This window comes from Streptomyces sp. NPDC102462, assembly GCF_044765425.1.
GTDB lineage: Bacteria > Actinomycetota > Actinomycetes > Streptomycetales > Streptomycetaceae > Streptomyces.
In genome coordinates this window covers 31875-50545 of record NZ_JBIWKB010000066.1, presented here as the reverse complement: position 1 = coordinate 50545, position 18671 = coordinate 31875, and the positions used below count along the sequence as shown (strand labels likewise).

At 73.6% G+C, this 18671-nt stretch carries 18 protein-coding genes and 1 pseudogene; 8 read left to right on the top strand and 11 right to left on the bottom strand.

Going from position 1 to position 18671, the window contains the following annotated elements; translation table 11 throughout:
• The 7 genes from ACIRFL_RS36865 to ACIRFL_RS36835 all read right to left on the bottom strand — a co-directional run.
• Nucleotides 1-120: hypothetical protein (locus tag ACIRFL_RS36865; protein WP_404037847.1), on the bottom strand; the 120-nt coding region annotated here is incomplete at its 3' end.
• A 135-nt stretch (nucleotides 121-255) separates the two neighbouring features.
• The gene (locus ACIRFL_RS36860; protein ID WP_404037830.1) at nucleotides 256-1131 is read right to left on the bottom strand and encodes a phosphogluconate dehydrogenase C-terminal domain-containing protein; all 876 of its coding nucleotides are present in this window, start codon (nucleotides 1129-1131) and stop codon (nucleotides 256-258) included.
• Nucleotides 1131-1931 carry a sugar phosphate isomerase/epimerase family protein gene (locus ACIRFL_RS36855; RefSeq protein ID WP_404037827.1) on the bottom strand — a complete coding sequence of 267 codons (801 nt, stop codon included), beginning with the start codon at nucleotides 1929-1931 and terminating at the stop codon, nucleotides 1131-1133. The genes ACIRFL_RS36860 and ACIRFL_RS36855 overlap by 1 nt, the downstream gene beginning before the upstream one ends.
• The gene (locus ACIRFL_RS36850) at nucleotides 1931-2710 is read right to left on the bottom strand and encodes a triose-phosphate isomerase (protein WP_404037824.1); all 780 of its coding nucleotides are present in this window, start codon (nucleotides 2708-2710) and stop codon (nucleotides 1931-1933) included. The genes ACIRFL_RS36855 and ACIRFL_RS36850 overlap by 1 nt, the downstream gene beginning before the upstream one ends.
• Entirely contained in the window at nucleotides 2710-3183 is a 474-nt protein-coding gene (locus ACIRFL_RS36845) for a ribose-5-phosphate isomerase (RefSeq protein WP_404037822.1), read from the bottom strand. Before ACIRFL_RS36845 ends, ACIRFL_RS36850 begins: the two co-directional genes overlap by 1 nt.
• Before the next feature lie 11 nt (nucleotides 3184-3194).
• Nucleotides 3195-4955, bottom strand: a complete 1761-nt coding sequence (locus ACIRFL_RS36840; protein ID WP_404037820.1) for a dihydroxyacetone kinase family protein — start codon at nucleotides 4953-4955, stop codon at nucleotides 3195-3197.
• Nucleotides 4952-6319: an MFS transporter gene (locus ACIRFL_RS36835; RefSeq protein ID WP_404037818.1), complete on the bottom strand. Its 1368-nt coding sequence runs from the start codon at nucleotides 6317-6319 to the stop codon at nucleotides 4952-4954. The genes ACIRFL_RS36840 and ACIRFL_RS36835 overlap by 4 nt, the downstream gene beginning before the upstream one ends.
• A 233-nt stretch (nucleotides 6320-6552) precedes the next feature.
• Here ACIRFL_RS36835 and ACIRFL_RS36830 point away from each other — a divergent pair, with 233 nt between their 5' ends.
• The 3 genes from ACIRFL_RS36830 to ACIRFL_RS36820 all read left to right on the top strand — a co-directional run bounded on the left by ACIRFL_RS36830 (nucleotide 6553) and on the right by ACIRFL_RS36820 (nucleotide 10279).
• Nucleotides 6553-7305, top strand: coding sequence for a FadR/GntR family transcriptional regulator (locus ACIRFL_RS36830; protein WP_404037816.1), 753 nt, complete (start codon nucleotides 6553-6555; stop codon nucleotides 7303-7305).
• A 638-nt stretch (nucleotides 7306-7943) separates the two neighbouring features.
• Nucleotides 7944-9659 (top strand): PHP domain-containing protein, encoded by a 1716-nt coding sequence (locus ACIRFL_RS36825; RefSeq protein WP_404037814.1) that lies wholly within the window; start codon nucleotides 7944-7946, stop codon nucleotides 9657-9659.
• On the top strand, nucleotides 9656-10279 hold the full coding sequence (locus ACIRFL_RS36820; protein WP_404037811.1) for a hypothetical protein: 624 nt from the start codon (nucleotides 9656-9658) through the stop codon (nucleotides 10277-10279). The genes ACIRFL_RS36825 and ACIRFL_RS36820 overlap by 4 nt, the downstream gene beginning before the upstream one ends.
• A gap of 70 nt (nucleotides 10280-10349) precedes the next feature.
• On the opposite strand, the gene ACIRFL_RS36815 is transcribed toward ACIRFL_RS36820, so the two are convergent.
• The gene (locus tag ACIRFL_RS36815) at nucleotides 10350-11180 is read right to left on the bottom strand and encodes a LuxR C-terminal-related transcriptional regulator (protein WP_404037809.1); all 831 of its coding nucleotides are present in this window, start codon (nucleotides 11178-11180) and stop codon (nucleotides 10350-10352) included.
• A gap of 421 nt (nucleotides 11181-11601) precedes the next feature.
• Between ACIRFL_RS36815 and ACIRFL_RS36810 the strand changes: the two are divergent.
• A pseudogene (locus tag ACIRFL_RS36810) lies at nucleotides 11602-11913 on the top strand (N-acetylmuramoyl-L-alanine amidase); the annotation flags it as partial.
• Here the strand turns inward: ACIRFL_RS36810 and ACIRFL_RS36805 are convergent.
• Nucleotides 11907-12296, bottom strand: a complete 390-nt coding sequence (locus ACIRFL_RS36805) for a DUF5997 family protein (protein WP_404037806.1) — start codon at nucleotides 12294-12296, stop codon at nucleotides 11907-11909. The pseudogene ACIRFL_RS36810 and the gene ACIRFL_RS36805 overlap by 7 nt on opposite strands.
• A gap of 59 nt (nucleotides 12297-12355) precedes the next feature.
• On the opposite strand from ACIRFL_RS36805, the gene ACIRFL_RS36800 reads away from it, so the two are divergent.
• Nucleotides 12356-13111, top strand: a complete 756-nt coding sequence (locus ACIRFL_RS36800) for a LysR family substrate-binding domain-containing protein (protein WP_404037803.1) — start codon at nucleotides 12356-12358, stop codon at nucleotides 13109-13111.
• Between the two features lie 299 nt (nucleotides 13112-13410).
• On the opposite strand, the gene ACIRFL_RS36795 is transcribed toward ACIRFL_RS36800, so the two are convergent.
• Nucleotides 13411-14835 (bottom strand): MFS transporter, encoded by a 1425-nt coding sequence (locus ACIRFL_RS36795; protein ID WP_404037800.1) that lies wholly within the window; start codon nucleotides 14833-14835, stop codon nucleotides 13411-13413.
• Nucleotides 14836-15520: 685 nt separating this feature from the next.
• On the opposite strand from ACIRFL_RS36795, the gene ACIRFL_RS36790 reads away from it, so the two are divergent.
• Complete coding sequence (locus tag ACIRFL_RS36790) at nucleotides 15521-16552, top strand: lactonase family protein (RefSeq protein WP_404037797.1); 1032 nt, start codon at nucleotides 15521-15523, stop codon at nucleotides 16550-16552.
• A 121-nt stretch (nucleotides 16553-16673) separates the two neighbouring features.
• Here the strand turns inward: ACIRFL_RS36790 and ACIRFL_RS36785 are convergent, their stop codons facing one another.
• Nucleotides 16674-17597, bottom strand: a complete 924-nt coding sequence (locus ACIRFL_RS36785; protein WP_404037794.1) for a sirohydrochlorin chelatase — start codon at nucleotides 17595-17597, stop codon at nucleotides 16674-16676.
• A 72-nt stretch (nucleotides 17598-17669) separates the two neighbouring features.
• Between ACIRFL_RS36785 and ACIRFL_RS36780 the strand changes: the two genes are divergently transcribed.
• Together ACIRFL_RS36780 and ACIRFL_RS36775 are read left to right on the top strand one after the other, a co-directional pair.
• Nucleotides 17670-17807, top strand: a complete 138-nt coding sequence (locus ACIRFL_RS36780) for a hypothetical protein (protein WP_404037791.1) — start codon at nucleotides 17670-17672, stop codon at nucleotides 17805-17807.
• Nucleotides 17808-17883: 76 nt separating this feature from the next.
• A complete protein-coding gene (locus tag ACIRFL_RS36775) occupies nucleotides 17884-18561 on the top strand; it encodes a uracil-DNA glycosylase (protein ID WP_404037788.1) in 678 nt (225 codons plus the stop codon).
• The last annotated feature ends 110 nt before the right edge of the window (nucleotides 18562-18671 follow it).

The following is an 18671-nucleotide window of genomic DNA, read 5'->3' as shown; positions in this document are numbered from 1 at the left end:
CGCGGTACCGGGATGGCCGTTGCCGACCTTCTGTACGGCATCGGCGGCCAGGACGCGCGCGGTGTCCACCGCCCGCTGGTCCAACTCGGTCCAGTGAAGGGGCGAAGGCGAGGAAGGCATGACTCTCCTGGTGACGGCCGCACGGGGACGGCCGGTGGTGCGGACGACGGGACGGGGTGACGGGGGCGGGTCAGACCGAGGCCCGTGCCGCCCCCCACAGCGGGGCGCGGCACGGGCCTCGGTGCATCGCGCGGGTCAGCGCCTGATCTCCTTGATCTTCAGCATGCGCGTGATGACCTTGTCCAGTTCCTCGTCCTCGAAGACCTTCTTCCAGTCGTCGCGCACGATGGACTCGCGGCCGTAGTCCATGGCGATCAGGCAGGCGTCGGAGAACGGGTTGGAGCCCTTGAGGGTGTTGGCCAGCGCGACCTGGGTGTGCCCGAGGAGCATGGCGCGGGCCGCCTTCTCCGGCACGCCGACCGTGTGCACCGTCTCGTGCAGCGCCTCGGTCAGCAGGGCGCCGACCATGCAGGCGATGGTCTCCACCAGCGTGGGCTCCAGCACGGCCAGCTGCTTGACGGTGACCCAGTGCACGTCCACCACCGGCGCGTACATCACGCGGATCACGGACTCGGCCAGCTTCTGCCTGGCCTCGTCCCCGCCCTCGTACGCGGCGACGACCTCCTGCGGGGCGGCGATGCCGCCGAAGGTGTCCTGCCACTCCTCCTTGGTGGTGCGCTCCAGGAACACCGACGGGTGGCAGGGGTGGGCGCAGGCGTAGTGGATGTCGTCGCGGGCGAACAGCAGGCCCGCGTAGGCGGCGGCCGGGTCGAGGGTGAGCACCACGGTGCCCGGCTTCATCAGCGGCACCAGTTCCTCGGAGACCTTGCCGAGGACGACGTCGGGGACGGCGAGGATGATCACGTCGGCCGCCGCGGCGGCGTCGGCGGACTCGGTCAGCTCCCGGCCCAGGCCGCGGATCAGCTCCTGGCCCTTGGGCGAGGCCTCGCTGAAGAGCACCCGGAAGTCACTCTTGACCAGGTTGTTGGAGACGCGCTGGCCCATCTTGCCGGCGGCCCCGATGACGGCGACGGTCACGACGTCGGCCCGGGTCTGGATCTCGGTGGCCATTACTCGCTCCTCAGAAGGGTGTTGATGCTGTGCTGCGTCCACTGGTGTTCGAGCCGGGCGGTGGCCTCGAAGCCCTCGTCCTGCCACGGGAGCCAGTGCTCCACGATCTGGTTGATGCCGCGCTCCGCGGGCCGTACGGCGGCGATCATGCCGTCGTAGTCGAGCAGACCCTCGCCCAACGGGCAGCCGGCGTAGGTGAATCCGACCCAGCCGTCGCGGCGGGTGAAGGCGAAGTCCTTGACGTGGATGTTCACCACGTAGGGCGCGGTGGCGGCCACGACGTCGGCGGGGCGCTCCAGCCGGGCGACGCTGTTGCCCGGGTCGAGCACCACGCCGAGGTGCGGGCTGCCGACCCCGCGTACGACAGCCAGCAGATCGTCGGTGGCCACCTGCTCGTAGGTCTCCAGGCCGAGGGTCACGCCCGCGTCCGCGTACCGGGGTACGGCCTCTTCCAGCAGAGCGACCGCCTCGGCGGTGCCGGGCCGGTGGCCGGCCGAGTTGAGCATCGAGCGGACCAGGGTGACGTCCAGTTCCCGGGCCAGACGCAGATAGGTGTCCAGGCGTTCCGGGCGGATGCCGCGGGTGCCGAGTTCCAGGCGCAGGCCGAGGTCCTGTGCGGTGGCGCGGACGTCGGCGAGCCGGGCCGTGTCGTAGGACTCGATGGGCGGGTAGTCGCAGATCTGGAAGACCCGGCCGCCCAGTTCGGCGGTGTCGCGCAGCATGTCGGTGAGCGACAGCGGCTCGGGGGCACGCTCGGAGATGCGCCAGAAGTAGGCGTAGGTGCTGATGCCGTGGGCCATCAGGCCACCGCCGTGGCGGCCGGGGGCCGGATCTCGTCGAGGACGGCCTCCACGTTGGCCGGGTCGTGGGCGAAGCGGCCGAGGAACAGTCCTCCGACGCCGCCCGCGAGCCGGGTGAGCAGGCCCGGTCCGGCGCTGCCGCCGTAGATGACGCTCGAACCGGCGTGCTGCGGACGGGAGTCGAGCCAGTCGCGCAGGGCCGTGCACACCGTCGAGATGTGCTCGACGGAGGCCGGTTCGGGCGCGCCGATGGCCCACTGTGGTTCGTAGGCGAGGACCACGGTGCCGTCCAGGCCCTGGAGCAGACGCTCGGCCTCGGCCACGGTGCGCTCGGCCGCCTCGCCGGGGCGGGCCCGGTCGCGTTCGCCCACGCACAGGACGGGGGTGAGCCCGTTGCGCAGGGCGGCGGCGGTCTTCGCGGCGACGACCGTGTCGCCCTCGCCGTACAGCCGGCGGCGCTCGGCGTGGCCCACCTCGGCGTAGCGGCAGCCGATCTCCTTCAGGGCCGGGCCGCCGACCTCGCCGGTGTACGGTCCGCGGTCCTCGGTGGCGATGTCCTGCGCACCGTAGGTGATGCCGTACGGGGCGAGGATGCCCGCCGCGGGGACGATCGCCGGGAACGACGGCAGGACGAACAGGCGGGCGGCGCCGGAGGTGAGGGCCGGGTGCCGCTCGGCCAGGGCCGAGATCCGGCGCGCCCAGTTGAGGGTCTGCTGGTGCCCGAAGTACATCTTCAGGCTCACCCCCAGCAGCACGGGCGGTGGTGCGGCGGCAGGCATCAGGCGGCTGCCTCGTCGTTCTCGTAGTCGCTCATGAGCTGGACCTTGGCGGCGGACGGCGAGGTCTCGTCGAACCGGTAGGTGAGCCATTCGGCGGCCAGCCGCCGGGCGAGTTCCAGGCCGATGACCCGCTGGCCGAAGGTGAGGATCTGCGCGTTGTTGGACAGGACCGCGCGCTCGACGGAGAACGAGTCGTGCGCGGTGACCGCCCGGATGCCCTTGACCTTGTTGGCGGCGATGGCGACGCCGAGTCCGGTCCCGCACACCAGCAGCGCACGGTCGGCGTCGCCGCGCGCGACCATCTCGGCGGCGGCGATGGCGACCTTCGGGTAGGCGGTGTGCCCGTCGGCGTCGACGCCGACGTCGGTGACCTCGGCGACCAGGGGGCTGCCCTGCAGGTCCCGCTTGAGGGTCTGCTTGTACTGGTAGCCGGCGTCGTCGGATCCGACGACGATACGGAGCTTGTCGGTCATCTCGGCTTTCCTCAGTGCTGGTTGGTGGGGTGGCTGAGCAGGGCGCCGTGGACGGCGCGGGTGATGAGGGCGAGGGAGTGCGCGCCCGCGTCCGGGGTGCCGAGGGACTTCTCGGCGTGCGGCCGGGCCCGGCCCTTGCGGGGCAGCAGTTCGGCGGTGGCGGCGGCGGCCGACTGCGCGGCGCCGGCGGCCCGGTCCCAGGCCGCGGTCAGGGCGAGACCGGACGCGGTGGCGGCGGTCAGCGTGTCGGCGAACGGGACCAGGACGTCGACCATCGTCTTGTCCCCGACCTCGGCGCCGCCCAGCCGGCGCACGGCGGCGGACGCCTCGGCGACCCCCGCGGCCACCCGGTCCGCGTCCGGCGCCGCCAGGTCGCCGAGCGCCGTGCCGAGGCAGCGCAGGATGGTGCCCCACAGGGCGCCCGAGGTGCCGCCCGCCTTGTCGGCCCAGGCGTCCGCGGCGCGGGTGAGGACGGTGCCGGCGCCCGCACCGAGCCCGTACGCGGTGGCGGCGGCCTGCCGGGCGGCGGTGGCGCCGCGCTGCATGCCGATGCCGTGGTCGCCGTCGCCGGCCACCGCGTCGATCCGGCCCAGCTCCTCGACGTGTGTGTCGACGGTGTCGGCGATCGCGGTCAGCGCGGCCAGGACGGTGCCCGCGGCCCGCCGGGAGTCCTCGGATGCCTCGGGCAGGCTTTCGTCGGCCGTCTCGTCGGCCGCCGCCCCGGTCGCCGCCGCCTCGGGGTCCGGTGCGGCCTCCGGGGCGGCGAACGCGCCCTTGCGGTAGGCCGGGGTGTCGGCCGGGGCCCGCCACAGCGGTGCGAGCCGGTCGTCGAGCCAGGTCAGGGTGAGCGAGACGCCCGCCATGTCGAAGCTGGTGACGAGTTCCCCGACCTCGGGGTCGACGATCTCCACACCCGCGTCGCCGAGCAGTTCGGCGACCTTGCGGTAGACGACGAACAGCTCCTCGTACTTGACCGAACCCAGCCCGTTGAGGATCACCGCGGCGCGCCGGCCGGCCGGGGCCGCGACGTCGCCGGGCAGCTCGGCCAGCAGCCGGGTGACCAGCAGCCGGGCCGCGTCGTCGGCCGTGGGCAGGGGCTCCTCGCCGATGCCGGGCTCCCCGTGGATGCCGAGGCCCACGGCCATCCGGCCCTCGGGCACGGTGAACAGCGGGTGGTCGGCGCCGGGCAGCGTGCAGCCGGAGAAGGCGATGCCGAAGGAGCGGGTGCGGGCATTGGCGTGCTCGGCGACCGCCAGCACCTCCGCGAGCGGCAGACCCTGCTCGGCGGCGGCCGAGGCCGCCTTGAAGACGGGCAGGTCGCCGGCGATGCCGCGCCGCTTGGCCGACTCCTGGGCGGCCGCACTGGAGATGTCGTCGGTGACGGCGAACGTACGCGCCTCGACGCCTTCGGCGGCAAGCCGCTCGGCGGCCTGCCCGAAGTGCAGGACGTCGCCCGCGTAGTTGCCGTACATCAGCAGCACCCCGGCGCCCGCGTGCGCGGCCCGGGCCACGGAGCGGATCTGCTGCGCGGAGGGCGACGCGAACACGTTGCCGACCGCCGCGCCGTGGGCCAGGCCCCGGCCGACCAGGCCGGAGAAGGCCGGGTAGTGGCCGGAGCCGCCGCCGATGACCACCGCGACCTGCCCGGCCGGGGTCCCGCTCGCCCGCACGACACCACCGGTGACGGGGCGCACCCAGCGCCGGTGGGCGGCGGCGAAGCCTTCCAGGGCCTCGTCGGCGAAGGCCGCGGGGTCATTGATCAGGCGGGTCATCGAAGGGCCTCCAGGGGCTGCTGCTCGGGGCCGGGGGCCGGTGCGGCGGTGCGATTGCGGGTGGCGAGCCAGATCATCAGGACGGCGGACAGCAGCATGAAGAAGCCGACGAGGTAGAGCGGTACGTAGTAGTCGCCGCTCCAGTCCTTGAGCCACCCGGTGATGTAGCTGGCCGCGAACCCGGCGACGTTCCCGGCGGTGTTGATGAGGGCGATGCCGGCCGCTGCCGCCGCCCCGGTCAGGAAGCGCGAGGGCACGGACCAGAAGACGGGCAGGGCGGCGAAGATCGCACAGGCGGTGACGGTGATCACGGCGACCGTGGCGGTCGGGGAGCCCATGTAGAGGGCGAGCGGGATGGAGACGCCGCCGACGACGGCCGGCCCCGCCACGTGCCAGGTGCGGGTGCCGTGGCGGGTGGCGTGCCGGGTCCAGAAGAACAGCACGACCGCCGCGGGCAGATAGGGGATGGCGGTGATCCAGGCCTTGTCCATCACGCTGAACGTGGTGTCGTACTGCTCCTGGAAGCCGTTGATGATCGTCGGCAGGAAGAACGCGAGGGCGTACAGGCCGTAGACGAAGCCGAAGTAGACCAGGGCGAGGACCCAGACGCGGCCGTTGGCGAAGGCGGCCTTGAGGTCGCTCTTGGCGTGCTGGTCCTCGTGACCGGCCTTGTGGGCGTTCTCCGCGGCGAGTTCCTTCGTCAGCCAGTCGCGTTCGGCCGGCGTGAGCCACTTGGCGTCGGCGGGCCGGTCGATCAGGTAGAACCAGGCGATGACGCCCAGCACGATGGCGGGCAGCGAGACGAACAGGAACATCACGCGCCAGCCCTCGAGGCCGAACAGTCCGTGCCGGCCGATCAGCCAGCCGGCGAGCGGGGCGCCGAAGACCGTGGTCAGCGGCTGGGCCAGATAGAACAGGCCGAGGATCTTGGTGCGGTGGCGTGCGGGCACCCACTGGCTGAGGAAGAGGATGGCGCCCGGGAAGAAGCCGGCCTCGGCGACACCGAGCAGAAAGCGCAGGGTGTAGAGCTGGCCGCTGCTGTTCACCCAGGTGAACAGCAGGGACACGATGCCCCAGGTCACCATGATCCGGGCCAGCCAGCGGCGGGCGCCGAAGCGGTGCAGGGCCATGTTGCTGGGGACTTCGAGCACGATGTAGCCGATGAAGAAGATCCCGGACGCCAGGCCGAACTGCGCGGCGGTCAGGGCGAGGTCTTCCCCCATCCCGTTCGGTTCCGCGAACGAGACGGCCGTGCGGTCCAGGTAGTTCACGAAGAACATCAGTGCCACGAAGGGCACGAGGCGGACTGAGATCTTCTTGATGGCAGTTCTCTCGACTGCCGTGGATGGCGCGTCGGCACCCATGTCGACTCCTCGGCTCGCCCGGACAACTCCGTCCGGGGTGGGTCACACCGGCGGTACGCGTCAGCCACGCCCGGCCGGTTCACCCTCACGCTAAGCCTCCGATGCAAATTGGTCACCAATTTACCAGTGTGCCGAGACTCACAGATGTCCTGACTTCCCACCTCTTGACACAGGCTGGTCCCGGGGCGATGAACTGGCTGGTCAGCCGCGTGCCGACGGCATCTGGTTGACTGGTGACCGTGACCAGTCAGCCTGATCAGCAACCCCCCGCCGCCGCGCCCGATCTGGCCCAGCTCCTGCGCCCCGTGGTGCGGGAGTCCTCCGTCAGCGAGGTCGCCAAGCGGCTCCTCGACCATCTGTCCGCGGGTGACATCCGGCCCGGCACCCGGCTGCCCGCCGAACGCCAGCTGGCCGAGGCGCTGGGTGTGGCGCGCTCCAGCGTGCGCGGGGCGCTGTCCGCGCTGGACGTGCTCGGCATCATCGAGATCCGCCCCGGGTCGGGCTCCTACGTCCGCGAGGGCACCTCCGAGTTCCTGCCCCGCGCGATCAACTGGGGGCTGATGCTCGGGCAGCGCCGCACCCAGGACCTCGTCGAGGTGCGCACCTACATGGAGGGCGTCTCCGCCCGGCTGGCCGCCGAGCGCGCCACCGACAAGGACGTCGCGGTCCTGGAGGAGCATCTGCGGCGGATGCGGGACGCCGGGGGTGACGTGGGGGCGTTCATCGAGGCGGACATCGCCTTCCATCTGGAGTGCGCGCGCATCGCCCGCAACTCCGTGCTGAGCGACATCCTGCACAGCATCCGCGCGCTGCTCCAGGTGTGGATGGAGCGGGTCAGCGACATCGAGGGCACCGTCAGCGGCACGCTCTGCGAGCACGACGCGGTCCTCGAGGCCATCCGCGCCCGCGACCCGGAGGCCGCGGACCGGGCGATGGCCGAACACATGCGCATGGCCAGCGCCCGCCTCCGGGCATCGATGCCATAGGCTCCGCCCGGTTCGGCCCCGGAAGCCGGTCGGGGCGCCCCGACCGGCTTCCGGGCACGGGGTCCAAAGGGCCGGCGGATTCCGGCGCGGGGCAGCGGGCGTCAGCGGGAGACGGCACGTGGTGTGTCGCCTGGGGCGGCCGGTCGCGTGACTGGTGCGCGACTCCCTGTGCCGCGGGACGGCTACGGCGGCCTGTCGTGCCGGGGCGGCCGGAGCCCTCCGGTGGGGGCGGCGTCGGCGTCGGGTTTCGCCGTTCCCGGCTCTCGCCGGACGCGGTGGGCGGGCGTGGGGGTCGGTGCGTTGCCCGCAGGGTTGATCGTCGGGCCGGGCCGGTGGGGCGGGGGTGGCGTGGTCGGTGTGCCACCTGCTCGTGGGCCGGCGGAATGGTCGGGGTTGGCTGCGGTGGCGGGATGAGGGCCGGGGCGGCTCGGTGGCCGGAATCGAGTGGGGGAGGGCCACGGGGCCGTTCGTTCGCGGCGCCGTGGGAGGTGGCCGCGCAGCTCCCGGTGGGCCTCGATGCCCGTTGCACATCCGGCCTTCTTGGCCACACCGCCATCCCGCTCCCCGCCGTTCATCAGGGCTTTGCAGACTCCGCACGTCCCAAGCGTGTACATCCCTGTTGCCAGCGGGAGTTGAAAATGGGCCACGGCCACAGACATGACCAGGGTCACCACCACCATCACCACCACGGCAGCGACGAGCCCACGTCCCTGCCGCCCGCCCTCGACATGTCGGTCCCCGACGCCGAATTGACGCCCAGTCAGTTGTCGCGGCGCTCCATGCTCCGCCGCACCGGCCTGCTGGGCGCGGGCCTGGCGGCCGGCAGCGTACTCGCCGGCGCCGGCCAGGCGGCCGCGTCACCGGCCGCGACGGCCGCGACGGCCTCGTCGGACCGCTCGCGTTCGAAGGGCTACCTGTGGCTCGCCGGTGACCACCACATCCACACCCAGCACAGCTCCGACGCCAAGTACCGCGTCATCGACCACGTCCGCCAGGCCAACGCGCACGGTCTCGACTGGATGGTGATCACCGACCACGGCAGCGAGACGCACGCCAAGATCGGTGTGGAGAAGGTCAACCCCGACATCGTCGCCGCCCGCGACACGATCGGCGACACCCTCGTCTTCCAGGGCCTGGAGTGGAACATCCCGGCCGCCGAGCACGGCACCGTCTTCGTCCACCCGGGCAAGAACGAGGTCGCCGTGCTGAAGGAGTTCGAGAACTCCTTCGACGGCTCCGTGAAGAAGGCCACCGGCAACACCCCGGCCAACGAGGCGCTGGCCATCGCCGGCCTCAACTTCCTCGCCGACCAGGTGCGCCACCGCAAGGTCAAGGACGCCCTCTTCCTGGCCAACCACCCGGCCCGCAAGGGCATCGACTCCCCGCACGAGATCCGCGGCTGGCGCGACGCCCAGCCCACGATCGCCGTCGGCATGGAGGGCGCCCCCGGCCACCAGGCCGCCGGCCTGCCCGCCCCGAACGGTCCGGGCGGCGGCCGTGGCTACTACGACGGCAGCCCGGGCGCCGACTCGTTCCCCGGCTACCCGCTGGAGAGCTACCGCACCTGGGGCGGCTTCGACTGGATGACCGCCACCGTCGGCGGCCTGTGGGACAGCCTGCTCGCCGAGGGCAAGCCGTGGTGGATCACCGCCAACTCCGACTCCCACAACGTCTACGCCGACTCCGCCGTGCGCGGCCCGAACAGCGACTTCAACGCCAACGGCCGCTACGAGGACCCCGTCTACGGCGGCGGGCTGAACCTGACGGACGGCGACTACTGGCCGGGCCAGTACTCCCGTACGCACGTCGGCGCCTCGTCGTTCTCGTACCAGGCGGTCATGGACGGCATCCGGGCCGGCCGGGTCTGGGTCGACCACGGCGGACTGATCAGCGGCCTGAACGCCCAGGTGCGCTCCGGGTCCAGGGCGGTCACGCTCGGCGGCTCGCTGGTCGTGCGCCGCGGCAGCCAGGTCGACCTGGTCATCGAGATCAGCCTGGCCAACGGCCCCAACTGGTCCCAGTTCGTGCCGAAGCTGGCCCGCGTGGACGTCATCCAGGGCGCCGTCACGGGCCGGGTCGCGGACAAGGACGCCTTCGCCACCCCGGACACCAAGGTCGTGAAGTCCTTCGAGGTGAACAAGTCGACCGGTTCCGTCCGGCTGACCTACTCCCTCGGCCGGGTGGACAAGCCGCTGTACGTGCGGCTGCGCGGCACCGACGGCAACCGCTCCGCCGTCGGTCTGAACGGCGCCGCCGTGGACCCGGCAGGCCCGGCCATGGACGTCGTCGGCGACGCCGACCCGTGGAAGGACCTGTGGTTCTACTCCAACCCGATGTGGGTCCTGCCCGCATGACGGCACCCCACCCCGTATCCGGCGTCCACTCCGTCATCGGGGTGGACGCCGGCACGGCGAGCCTGCGCGAGGCCGACCATCTCGTGCACCGCCTCACGGACCGCCTCCAGCTCCCGGACGGCACCGTCGCCTGCACCCATCTGATCCGCAGCGCCGAACGCCGCGGGACGACGGTCTCGTTCGCGCTGCCGGACGCCGCGGCGGCCCGGGAGGCATGGCAGCGCCTGACCGAACGCGCCGACCCGGACCCGGGCCTGGGCGCCGTGCTCGGCGACCTGACGCACGGCTCGGCCGGATCGGCCCGCACGGCGGCACCGGGCGCCGCGGAACACGCCCGGCGCAGCGGCGGGCGGGCCGTGCTCTATCCCGGCGCCGACCGGCTCACCGGCACCGTCGTCCTGGCGGAACTGCTGGCCATGACCGCCGTCGAACGGGTCGTCGTGGTCGGCGCACCCTTCGCCGGCGGGCCCGACCCCGGGACCCCGGTGCTCACCCGGGACCATGTGCGACCCGAGTGGCGCGACGGCCTGCTGACCCTCGCCCTCGTCCCGGCGGCCGGCGGGACCCTCGCACCCTTCGAGGTGCCCAACCCCACGCCCTGCTGCGCCGACCACGGCTGACGGCCCCGCGCGGGCCGTGACCCGTGGGCCGGCTCGGCGACCGGGCCGGCGGCCGGCGCCCGCGCCGCCGTCACGCGGGGCGGCGCTCGCCCGCAGGCGTGCCGCCCCCGGTGGCCCCGGTCCGCGGGAGCAGCCCCAGCTGCTGGGCGCGGAGCACGGTGCCGACCCGGTCGCGGGTGCCGAGCTTGCGGTAGATCTTCTCGATGTGCTTGTGCACCGTACGGTCGGAGATGCCGAGGCGGCGGCCGATCGCCGCGGCCGTCAGGGCGTCGGCGAGGAGCAGCAGCACGGTCGTCTCGCGCGGCGTCAGCGCACAGTCCGCCGCCCGCTCGTCGGGGGATACGGCGCCGGGCAGCAGCCGCCGCCACTGCTCCAGGAGCTGCCGCTGCCGGTCCACGGCGGCCAGCAGCGGCTGTGCGCGCCGGGCGAGCAGGATGTCGTCGTCGGTGAAGTCCGCACCGGAGCGGTAGACGATGCACCCGGTGATCGGGGTGGTCGCCTGCGGCAGCGGCACCGCCAGGGCATGCTCCGCGTCCAGGGTCCGGCCGAGCAGCCGGGCCGTCGCGCTCGCCGGCCAGGCCGGGCCCGCCAACCGCCGTGCGGTGACCGGCTCCCGGCCGGTTCCGGTCAGGTAGTGGGAGGCGAACGGCCGTCCCGTCCTGAGCAGCGCGAGGTCCGCGGCGCCGAGCCGGGCGAACTCCGCGGCGGTGTCGCCTGCCAGGCCGACCGTTCCGCTGCCCGCGCTCCAGTCGTCCAGCTTGAAGATCACCGCATCGCCGCCGCACAGGCCCGGCAGGGCGTCGGCGAGCAGCGGCCACAGACGTCCGGGGTCGCGTTCGTGCAGCGCCGCCACGGCCACGGACGCGATGCGCTCGTAGGCCGCCTTGGGTGATCGTGCCACGTGTTCCTCTCACCGGGTGCTACTGCGCAGCCTCTACGTAGTTTTACCCATACCCGTGGGCCGCGCGCTGACCGAGACTTCAACCGTGCAACATCACGTCCGCGGACGTGGTCGTTGCGTGCGGGCCGCCGAGACGGGGGAGCGGCGGCCCGCACCCGGCGAGTCCCCGTATCCCGCGGACGTCCGCCCCGCCCTGCGTGTCCCCGGTGCCGACGGCCAGGACCGCAACGTGACGTGTGCGAGTGCCGGGGCGCGCCCTTCACCCGGGCATCAGGAGTCACAAGCAGTGCTGCTTGCGCCGGACGACCGACCGTCCGGGCGTTGGCGGGGGAACTGATGCGGTGCGCCCGGCCGCCGTCGTCCGTGTCGCGCGGCCGGCCGCCGCGCCGATCCGGAACACATCCCTCCGATACCCCTCTGGGCCGACACCGACGGCAACCGGCACTTCTACGGCTTCGAGTGCGTCGACCTCGGCGACGGCAAGGACCCGTGGCCGGAGGCGCATAAGGACGCCATCGCGCGGGAGCATCGCCGTCCGGCTGGCCGGAAAGGGCGGGGGGGCGGGAAGGGCCCCGGTGAGCCGCACAGGCCGAAGCCGGCGCCGAAGCCGTCGTACGCCCCCTTCCCGGGCAGCGGCTTCTTCCACGTCGGGCAGAAGGCGGCGGTGATCACCGCGATGGGCCGCCGGCTCGTCGCCGAGGGGTGCGGCCACTCCGAGCGGGGCGGTCAGCCCCGCCCCGCCTGCTCCTTGCGCAGTTCCTTGAGGCGTGCCGCCTCCTTGCGGACCTCGGCCTGGGTGGCGCGCTCCCGCTCCAGCCACTCGGGCCGCTCCTGCTTCAGCGACTCGATCTGTTCGGTGGTGAGCGCTTCGGTCACCCCGCCGCGGGCGAGGCCCGCGATGGACACGCCCAGCTTCGCGGCGACCACCGGACGCGGGTGCGGGCCGTCGCGTCGCAGCTCGCGCAGCCACTCGGGCGGCTCGGCCTGGAGCCGGTCGAGTTCGGCGCGCGTGACGACACCCTCCTGGAACGCTGCGGGGGTGGCGGGGAGGTACACACCCAGCTTCTTCGCCGCGGTCGCGGGCTTCATCGTCTGGGGGCTCTGCTGCGACTTCATGAGGCCCAGGGTATCGGCCGGGTACGGGGGCTCCGGCCGCGGCCGGTAGTCTTGGCCCGGTGACAGCCCCGCAGGAGACACCGCCGTTCCGGCTCGCGTACGTCCCCGGGGCCACGCCCGCCAAGTGGGCGCGGATCTGGCACGAGCGCCTGCCCGGCACACCGCTCGCCCTCGTCCAGGTACCGGCCGCCGAGGCGGCCGACGTGCTGCGGGCCGGCACGGCCGACGCGGGGCTCGTCCGGCTGCCGGTCGACCGGGCGTTCTTCAGCGCGATCCCGCTGTACACCGAGGCGACGGTCGTGGTGGTCCCCAAGGACCATCTGATCACCGCCGCGGACGAGGTGACCCTCGCGGACCTCGCCGACGAGGTCGTCTGCCACCCCCTCGACGACGTACTCGGCTGGGACGCACCGCCCGGCGAGCCGGCCTTCGAGCGGCCCGCCACCACCGCCGACGCCGTGGAACTCGTCGCGGCCGGTGTGGGCCTCCTCGTCGTGCCCCAGTCACTGGCCCGGCTGCACCACCGCAGGGACCTGACCTACCGCACGGTCGTCGACGCCCCGCAGTCGTCCGTCGCCCTGTGCTGGCCCGAGGCCGCCACCACCGACCTGGTCGAGGACCTGATCGGGATCGTGCGGGGACGCACCGTCAACAGCACCCGCGGCCGGGGCACCCTCCAGCCCGAACAGCCCCCACCGAAGCGGAAACGCGCCGAGCCCACCGCCCGGCAGCAGCCCACGTCAGGCCGCCCCCGCCAGCCCCGCTCAGCCGGGGCCAGCGGAACCAAACGGGGCCGCCCCCGCCGCCGCTCGTAGCGACGGAGCGGGCGGTGGCTGGTCGGTGGTCGGGTGTGGGCGAGCCCCGGGCGGCCCTGGCCGAGGGGGAGACGCCCCGAGGGGCCGCCGCCCGGCAGCGGCCCACGGCGGGCCCCTGCCGCCCGCCGTGGGCCGCCGCCCGGCAGCGGCCCACGGCGGGCCCCTGCCAGTCCGGTTCCGCCGCGCCCAAGGTGTCCAGGCGGGGCCGCCCCCGCCGCCGCTCGTAGCGACGGAGCGACGGGAGCGGGCGGTGGCGGGCGGGGCCAGGCCGTCCTCGGGTCTTGGCGGGTGGTGGTCGGTCAGGCGTCCGGTGCCAGGTGGCGCAGGTCCGCGACGGCCAGTACCAGCGCCGCCAGCACGAACACCAGCGAGGCCGCGAAGCCCAGCCGCAGCGCGTCCACGGCGCGCCCGTGGTTGGCGAGGTGCGCGAAGTACACCGCACCCACGGCGGCGATCCCGGCCGCCGCCCCGATCCGCTGCCCGGTCTGCAGCACCCCGCCGGCCGCCCCGGCCCGCCGCACCGGCACCTGCGCGAGCGTCAGTGTGGTGTTGGGGGAGACGGTCAGACCGGAGCCGACCCCGGCGACGAGCAGCGGCAGCGCCGCCGCCCACCCGACACCCGGGCCCGGCACCCGCTGCACCGCCGCGATGGTGCCCACCAGCCCCACCGCCACCGCGGCCAGCCCGAACACCACCAGCCTGCGGTCATGGCGGACCACCAGCCGGCCGCCGACCAGCGCCGCCACCGCGGAACCGACCGCGAACGGCATCGCGGCCATCCCGGCGGCCAGCGCGCTGTAGCCCAGGCTGTTCTGCAGGAACAGGTTGTAGACGAAGAACACCGAGGTGAACCCGGCGAAGTAGACGAGGCTCAGCAGCGCGCCCAGCGAGAACGACCGCAGCGCGAACAACCGGAGGTCCAGGAGCGGGCCCCGGCCGAGCCCGCCCTGCCGCCGCTCCCACGCCCAGAACGCCATGAGCAGCAGCACCGCCACGGGTACCAGGGCCCATTTGCCCCGGCCGGGCCACGCCTGTTCCTGCACCAGCGGCAGCATCAGCGCGAGCGCGCCGGTGCCGAGCAGCAGCACGCCCGGTACGTCGAAACCCTCACCGGCGTTGCCGCGCGGCACGGTCCTCGGCAGCAGCCGCAGCGCCGCCGCGAACACCGCGAGACCGATCGGCAGGTTGACGTAGAACACCCAGCGCCAGCTGCCGGACACCTCGATCAGCAGGCCGCCGGCGAGTGGTCCGACCGCCGTCGAGATGGCGACGACACTGCCGAACGCGGCGAAGGCGCGGGCCCGTTCGGCGCCCTGGAACATCTGCTGGATCAGCCCCGTCGCCTGCGGTGCGATCAGACCGCCCGCGACCCCCTGAAGCAACCGGAACACCACCAGCAAGGTGCCCGTCGGGGCCAGCCCGCAGGCCGCCGAGGCCAGCGTGAACAATCCGACGCCGATGAGGAACGTCTGCCGGCGGCCCCGCAGATCACCGAGCCGTCCGGCGGGCACGAGGAACAGGCCGTATGTGAGGGCGTAGCCGGAGACCACCAAGGACAGGTCGGCCTGGGCGGCCCGCAGCCCGCGTTCCATCGAGGGCAGGGCGACGTTCACGATCGACGTGTCGAGCAGGGTCATGAAGCCCGCCGTCAGACAGACCGCGAGCGCCTTCCAGCGCCGCTCGTCCGCGACGGGCTCGGTCTCCCGCGCCTGGACGGTTGTCATGGGGATCCGCAGGCGCCGGGACGCCAGGCGCGGTGGGACAGCCCGGGCTGCCGGTACGGGGGGAACGGGTGGGTGGCCATAGGGGCGCCTTCCTGTGCTGTCCTGCGACCACGGTAGGAACGGGCCCGGCAAGGCGCCCGCCGAACCGCCGCCTCGGCGGACCACCGCACCCCCTCACACCACCGAGAACTGGGCCCCGACCCGCCTCCCCCGGCCACCCAGCCGAACTACGCCGTCCGAGTACCGAACCACTCCGGCACAGCCCACCCAGGGGCCCGGGGAACTGCGCGCTCAGCCCCATCCCACCCGCACTGCCCCCGCAACCGAACCCCCAACGGCGCAAGGGCCTTACTGTCCCACCGCTCTTCTGTAGCCACGCGCCCAGACGCAGCCCACCCAGGGGCCCGGGGAACTGCGCGCTCAGCCCCATCCCACCCGCACAGCCGCCCCGCAACCGAACCCCCAACGGCGCAAGGCCCCTACAGTCCTGCCGCTCTTCTGTGGTCAAGCGCCAGACGCAGCCCACCCAGGGGCGCGGGGAACTGCGCGCCCAGCCCCAACCCACCCGCACAGCCCCCCACACCGAAACCCCAACGGCTCACACCCCCACCTCCACTTGGTCTAGACCGCAAAGATCAACTGCTACCGTCACCCGCGGACGCGACACGCACGAGAGGGGACAGCCGTGGCATACGGCAACAGGCGGCACAGGGCCTTCATCGGGTCGTTCACGGCGGCGGGCGGACCCGGGTTGGTGACGGCCGCCGTCCACCCGGACACCGGCGCACTCGCCGTGCTCGGCAGCGTCGACGGCGTCCCCGACCCCTCGTACCTGGCCCTGTCCCCCGACGGGGACACCCTGTACGCGGTCAGCGAGACGGCCGACGGCGCGGTGGCCGCGTACCGGGTCAAGGACGACAAACCGACCCTGGCCGGACCGCCGGTGCCGGTCGGCGGCAGCGGACCCACCCACCTCAGCCTGCACGCCGGGCACGTGCTCACCGCCAACTACGGCTCGGGCAGCGTCACCGCCGTCCCGGTACGCACCGACGGCGCACTGGCCGGCGCCCGCTCCGGCGTGCTGCAGCACATCGGCGCGGGCCCGCACGAGCGGCGCCAGCGCGGCCCGCACGCGCATCAGGTGCAGCCGGACCCCAGCGGCCGCTGGGCCGTCAGCGTCGACCTCGGCACGGACTCGGTGCGGGTGTGCACCCTGGACGGCGGGGTGCCCGTGCTGCACCGCGAGATCGCCCTCCGCCCCGGCTGCGGCCCCCGCCACCTCGCCTTCCACCCGGACGGGACGTTCGCCTACGTCGTCAACGAGCTGACCCCGACCGTCACGGTGTGCCGCTGGGACGCCGAGGCGGGCTTGCTGCGGCCGTTGACCGAGACGCCGGTCCTGCCGGGCGCGCCGGCCGGCGACGCCTACCCGTCGGGGATCGTCGCCTCGCCGGACGGCCGGTTCGTGTGGACCGCGACCCGCGGCGAGGACGTCCTGTCCGTGTTCGCCGTCGAGGGCGCGGGGCTGCGGCTGACCGGCACGGTGCCCTGCGGCGGCCACTGGCCGCGCGCGCTGGCCGAGAACGCGGGGTTCCTGTACGCCGCCAACGAACGCTCCGGCAACATCACCTGGTTCGCGGTCGACAAGGACACCGGACTGCCCCGCTACGACGGCTCGGTGGACGTGCCCGCGGCCTCCTGCGTGGTCTTCGGCTGACACGCGCCGCGTCCGGCCCGGACCGCCCGTGCCCGGCGCGCGCCCGCCGTCCGGTACGGCGCGGGGCCCGCTTCCCTTGCGGAGCGGGCCCCGAAGCGTACGGGCGCCGTGCGGATCCGGCTCAGCGGGCCGGGGTGCTCTGCGGCTGCTGCGGAGTGATGCCGAGCGCCGTCGTGTAGCGGGCCAGGGCGAGCTTGCCGATCGTCGGGTACGCGCCCAGCGCCTCCGCGGCCGGGCAGTCCGCCTCGGTGGCGGCGGCCGCCAGCAGATCCGGGTCGATCTCGGGGCCGATCAGGTACGGAGCCAGCGCCAGCTGCTGCGAACCGGAGGAACGCAACTGCTCGGCGACGGACGCGATCGAGCCGTCCTGGTCCAGGGCCGCCGCGATCACCGGCACGGCGAGGCGCGCGGCGAGCAGCATGCCGGTGATGCCGGCCGCCTGCACGGCCTCGTCACCGCCCACGGAGGCCAGGATGATGCCGTCCGCGGCGGTCGCCACGGTGAACAGGCGCGCGCGGTCGGCGCGGGCCAGACCCGCCTCGGACAGGCGCACGTGCAGCGCCTCGGCGAGCAGCGGGTGCGGGCCGAGCACATCGGTCAGGTCGGCGGCGACCTTGCTCTCCATCACGGCCTGGCGGACCTGGCGCAGCAGCGCGCTGTCCGGGCCGGCCAGCAGCGGCACGACGACGGCCACCGGGCCGTCGGGCTCCTTGACCTCGGCGCCGGCGGCGACGGCCTGCTCGTAGCGGGCGGTGCGCTCCTCGGCGGCCTGCGTCAGCACGGACTGCAGCGTCAGGAACTCCGCGTCGTCCCCGTCCACGTACCCGATCCGGGCGTCCAGGCCGGGCAGCTCGGAGCGGGCGATGCTCACGACGTCCTCGGCGAGGCCGCGTGTGACGGCACTGGGCGTGCCCGGCACCGCGAGGACGAGCGCGGGCGCGCCCTCGGGAGCCACCAGCGGTTCGGGGCGGCGGTGCCGTCCGGGCTGGCGGGGGCGCGGCATTCGTACTGGCAGGCCGGACGCGGGCCCAGTGGGGGAGCTCATGGCGCCGCATGTTACTGGCTTCCTGGGCTCCCCTGTTCGGGGAGGGTGCAGGTGAGCGGTATCCGTCCCGTTTTGTCTGATGAGTCGCGTACGGATCACATGGCCGCGGCGTGGAGCAAACTGCCCTTCTACCAGGTGACCGGCTGCGTGCTCGGCTCGACCGGCTCGCAGACCTCGTTGAGGAGGAAGAGTGACGAGGAGGAAGAGTAGCGCCTGCGCGACGGCCCGTCTGCGGAGGCTCCCTGCCTGTGCTCGGCCCCGCTGCGTACGAGTAGAGTGACGCGCCGTGGCAGCACGACCTTTGCATGAACTTGTGGAAGCCGGATGGGCCAAGGCGCTTGAGCCGGTGGCCGAACGGATCGCCGCGATGGGGGACTTCCTGCGGGCCGAGATCGCGGCGGGCCGGACGTATCTTCCGTCCGGGGCGAACGTCCTGCGGGCTTTCCAGCAGCCCTTCGACGACGTCCGCGTCCTGATCGTGGGTCAGGACCCTTACCCCACGCCCGGTATGGCGATCGGGTTGAGCTTCGCGGTGGCGCCGGAGGTGCGTTCGCTGCCGGGCAGTCTGGAGAACATCTTCCGGGAGATGCACTCCGACCTCGGGCTGCCCAGGCCGTCCAACGGCGACCTGACGCCGTGGACGCGGCAGGGCGTGCTGCTGCTCAACAGGGCGCTCACCACGGCCCCGCGCAGTCCGGGCGCGCACCGGGGCAAGGGCTGGGAGGAGGTCACCGAGCAGGCCATCCGCGCGCTGGCCGGGCGGGGCAAGCCACTGGTGTCGATCCTGTGGGGCCGTGACGCGCGTAATCTGCGGCCGCTGCTGGGGAACCTGCCGGCGATCGAGTCCGCGCATCCGTCTCCGATGTCGGCGGACCGTGGCTTCTTCGGCTCCCGTCCGTTCAGCCGGGCCAACGACCTGCTGGCCGGGCAGGGTGTGCAGCCGGTGGACTGGCGACTGCCGTAGTCCCCACCCCCGTTGCGCCCGCGTCTCCCAGGGCGCCGACTTCGCCACCCTGCGCATCCCACGTTCACGAAGCCCGTGCGGGTCTGGACACCCAGACCCGCCGTGAGCTG

Coding starts and splice junctions, on each gene's coding strand:
- ACIRFL_RS36860 (WP_404037830.1), bottom strand. CDS start 1,131: ATGGCCACCGAGATCCAGACCCGGGCCGACGTCGTGACCGTCGCCGTC.
- ACIRFL_RS36855 (WP_404037827.1), bottom strand. CDS start 1,931: ATGGCCCACGGCATCAGCACCTACGCCTACTTCTGGCGCATCTCCGAG.
- ACIRFL_RS36850 (WP_404037824.1), bottom strand. CDS start 2,710: ATGCCTGCCGCCGCACCACCGCCCGTGCTGCTGGGGGTGAGCCTGAAG.
- ACIRFL_RS36845 (WP_404037822.1), bottom strand. CDS start 3,183: ATGACCGACAAGCTCCGTATCGTCGTCGGATCCGACGACGCCGGCTAC.
- ACIRFL_RS36840 (WP_404037820.1), bottom strand. CDS start 4,955: ATGACCCGCCTGATCAATGACCCCGCGGCCTTCGCCGACGAGGCCCTG.
- ACIRFL_RS36835 (WP_404037818.1), bottom strand. CDS start 6,319: ATGGGTGCCGACGCGCCATCCACGGCAGTCGAGAGAACTGCCATCAAG.
- ACIRFL_RS36825 (WP_404037814.1), top strand. CDS start 7,944: ATGGGCCACGGCCACAGACATGACCAGGGTCACCACCACCATCACCAC.
- ACIRFL_RS36820 (WP_404037811.1), top strand. CDS start 9,656: ATGACGGCACCCCACCCCGTATCCGGCGTCCACTCCGTCATCGGGGTG.
- ACIRFL_RS36805 (WP_404037806.1), bottom strand. CDS start 12,296: ATGAAGTCGCAGCAGAGCCCCCAGACGATGAAGCCCGCGACCGCGGCG.
- ACIRFL_RS36795 (WP_404037800.1), bottom strand. CDS start 14,835: ATGACAACCGTCCAGGCGCGGGAGACCGAGCCCGTCGCGGACGAGCGG.
- ACIRFL_RS36785 (WP_404037794.1), bottom strand. CDS start 17,597: ATGAGCTCCCCCACTGGGCCCGCGTCCGGCCTGCCAGTACGAATGCCG.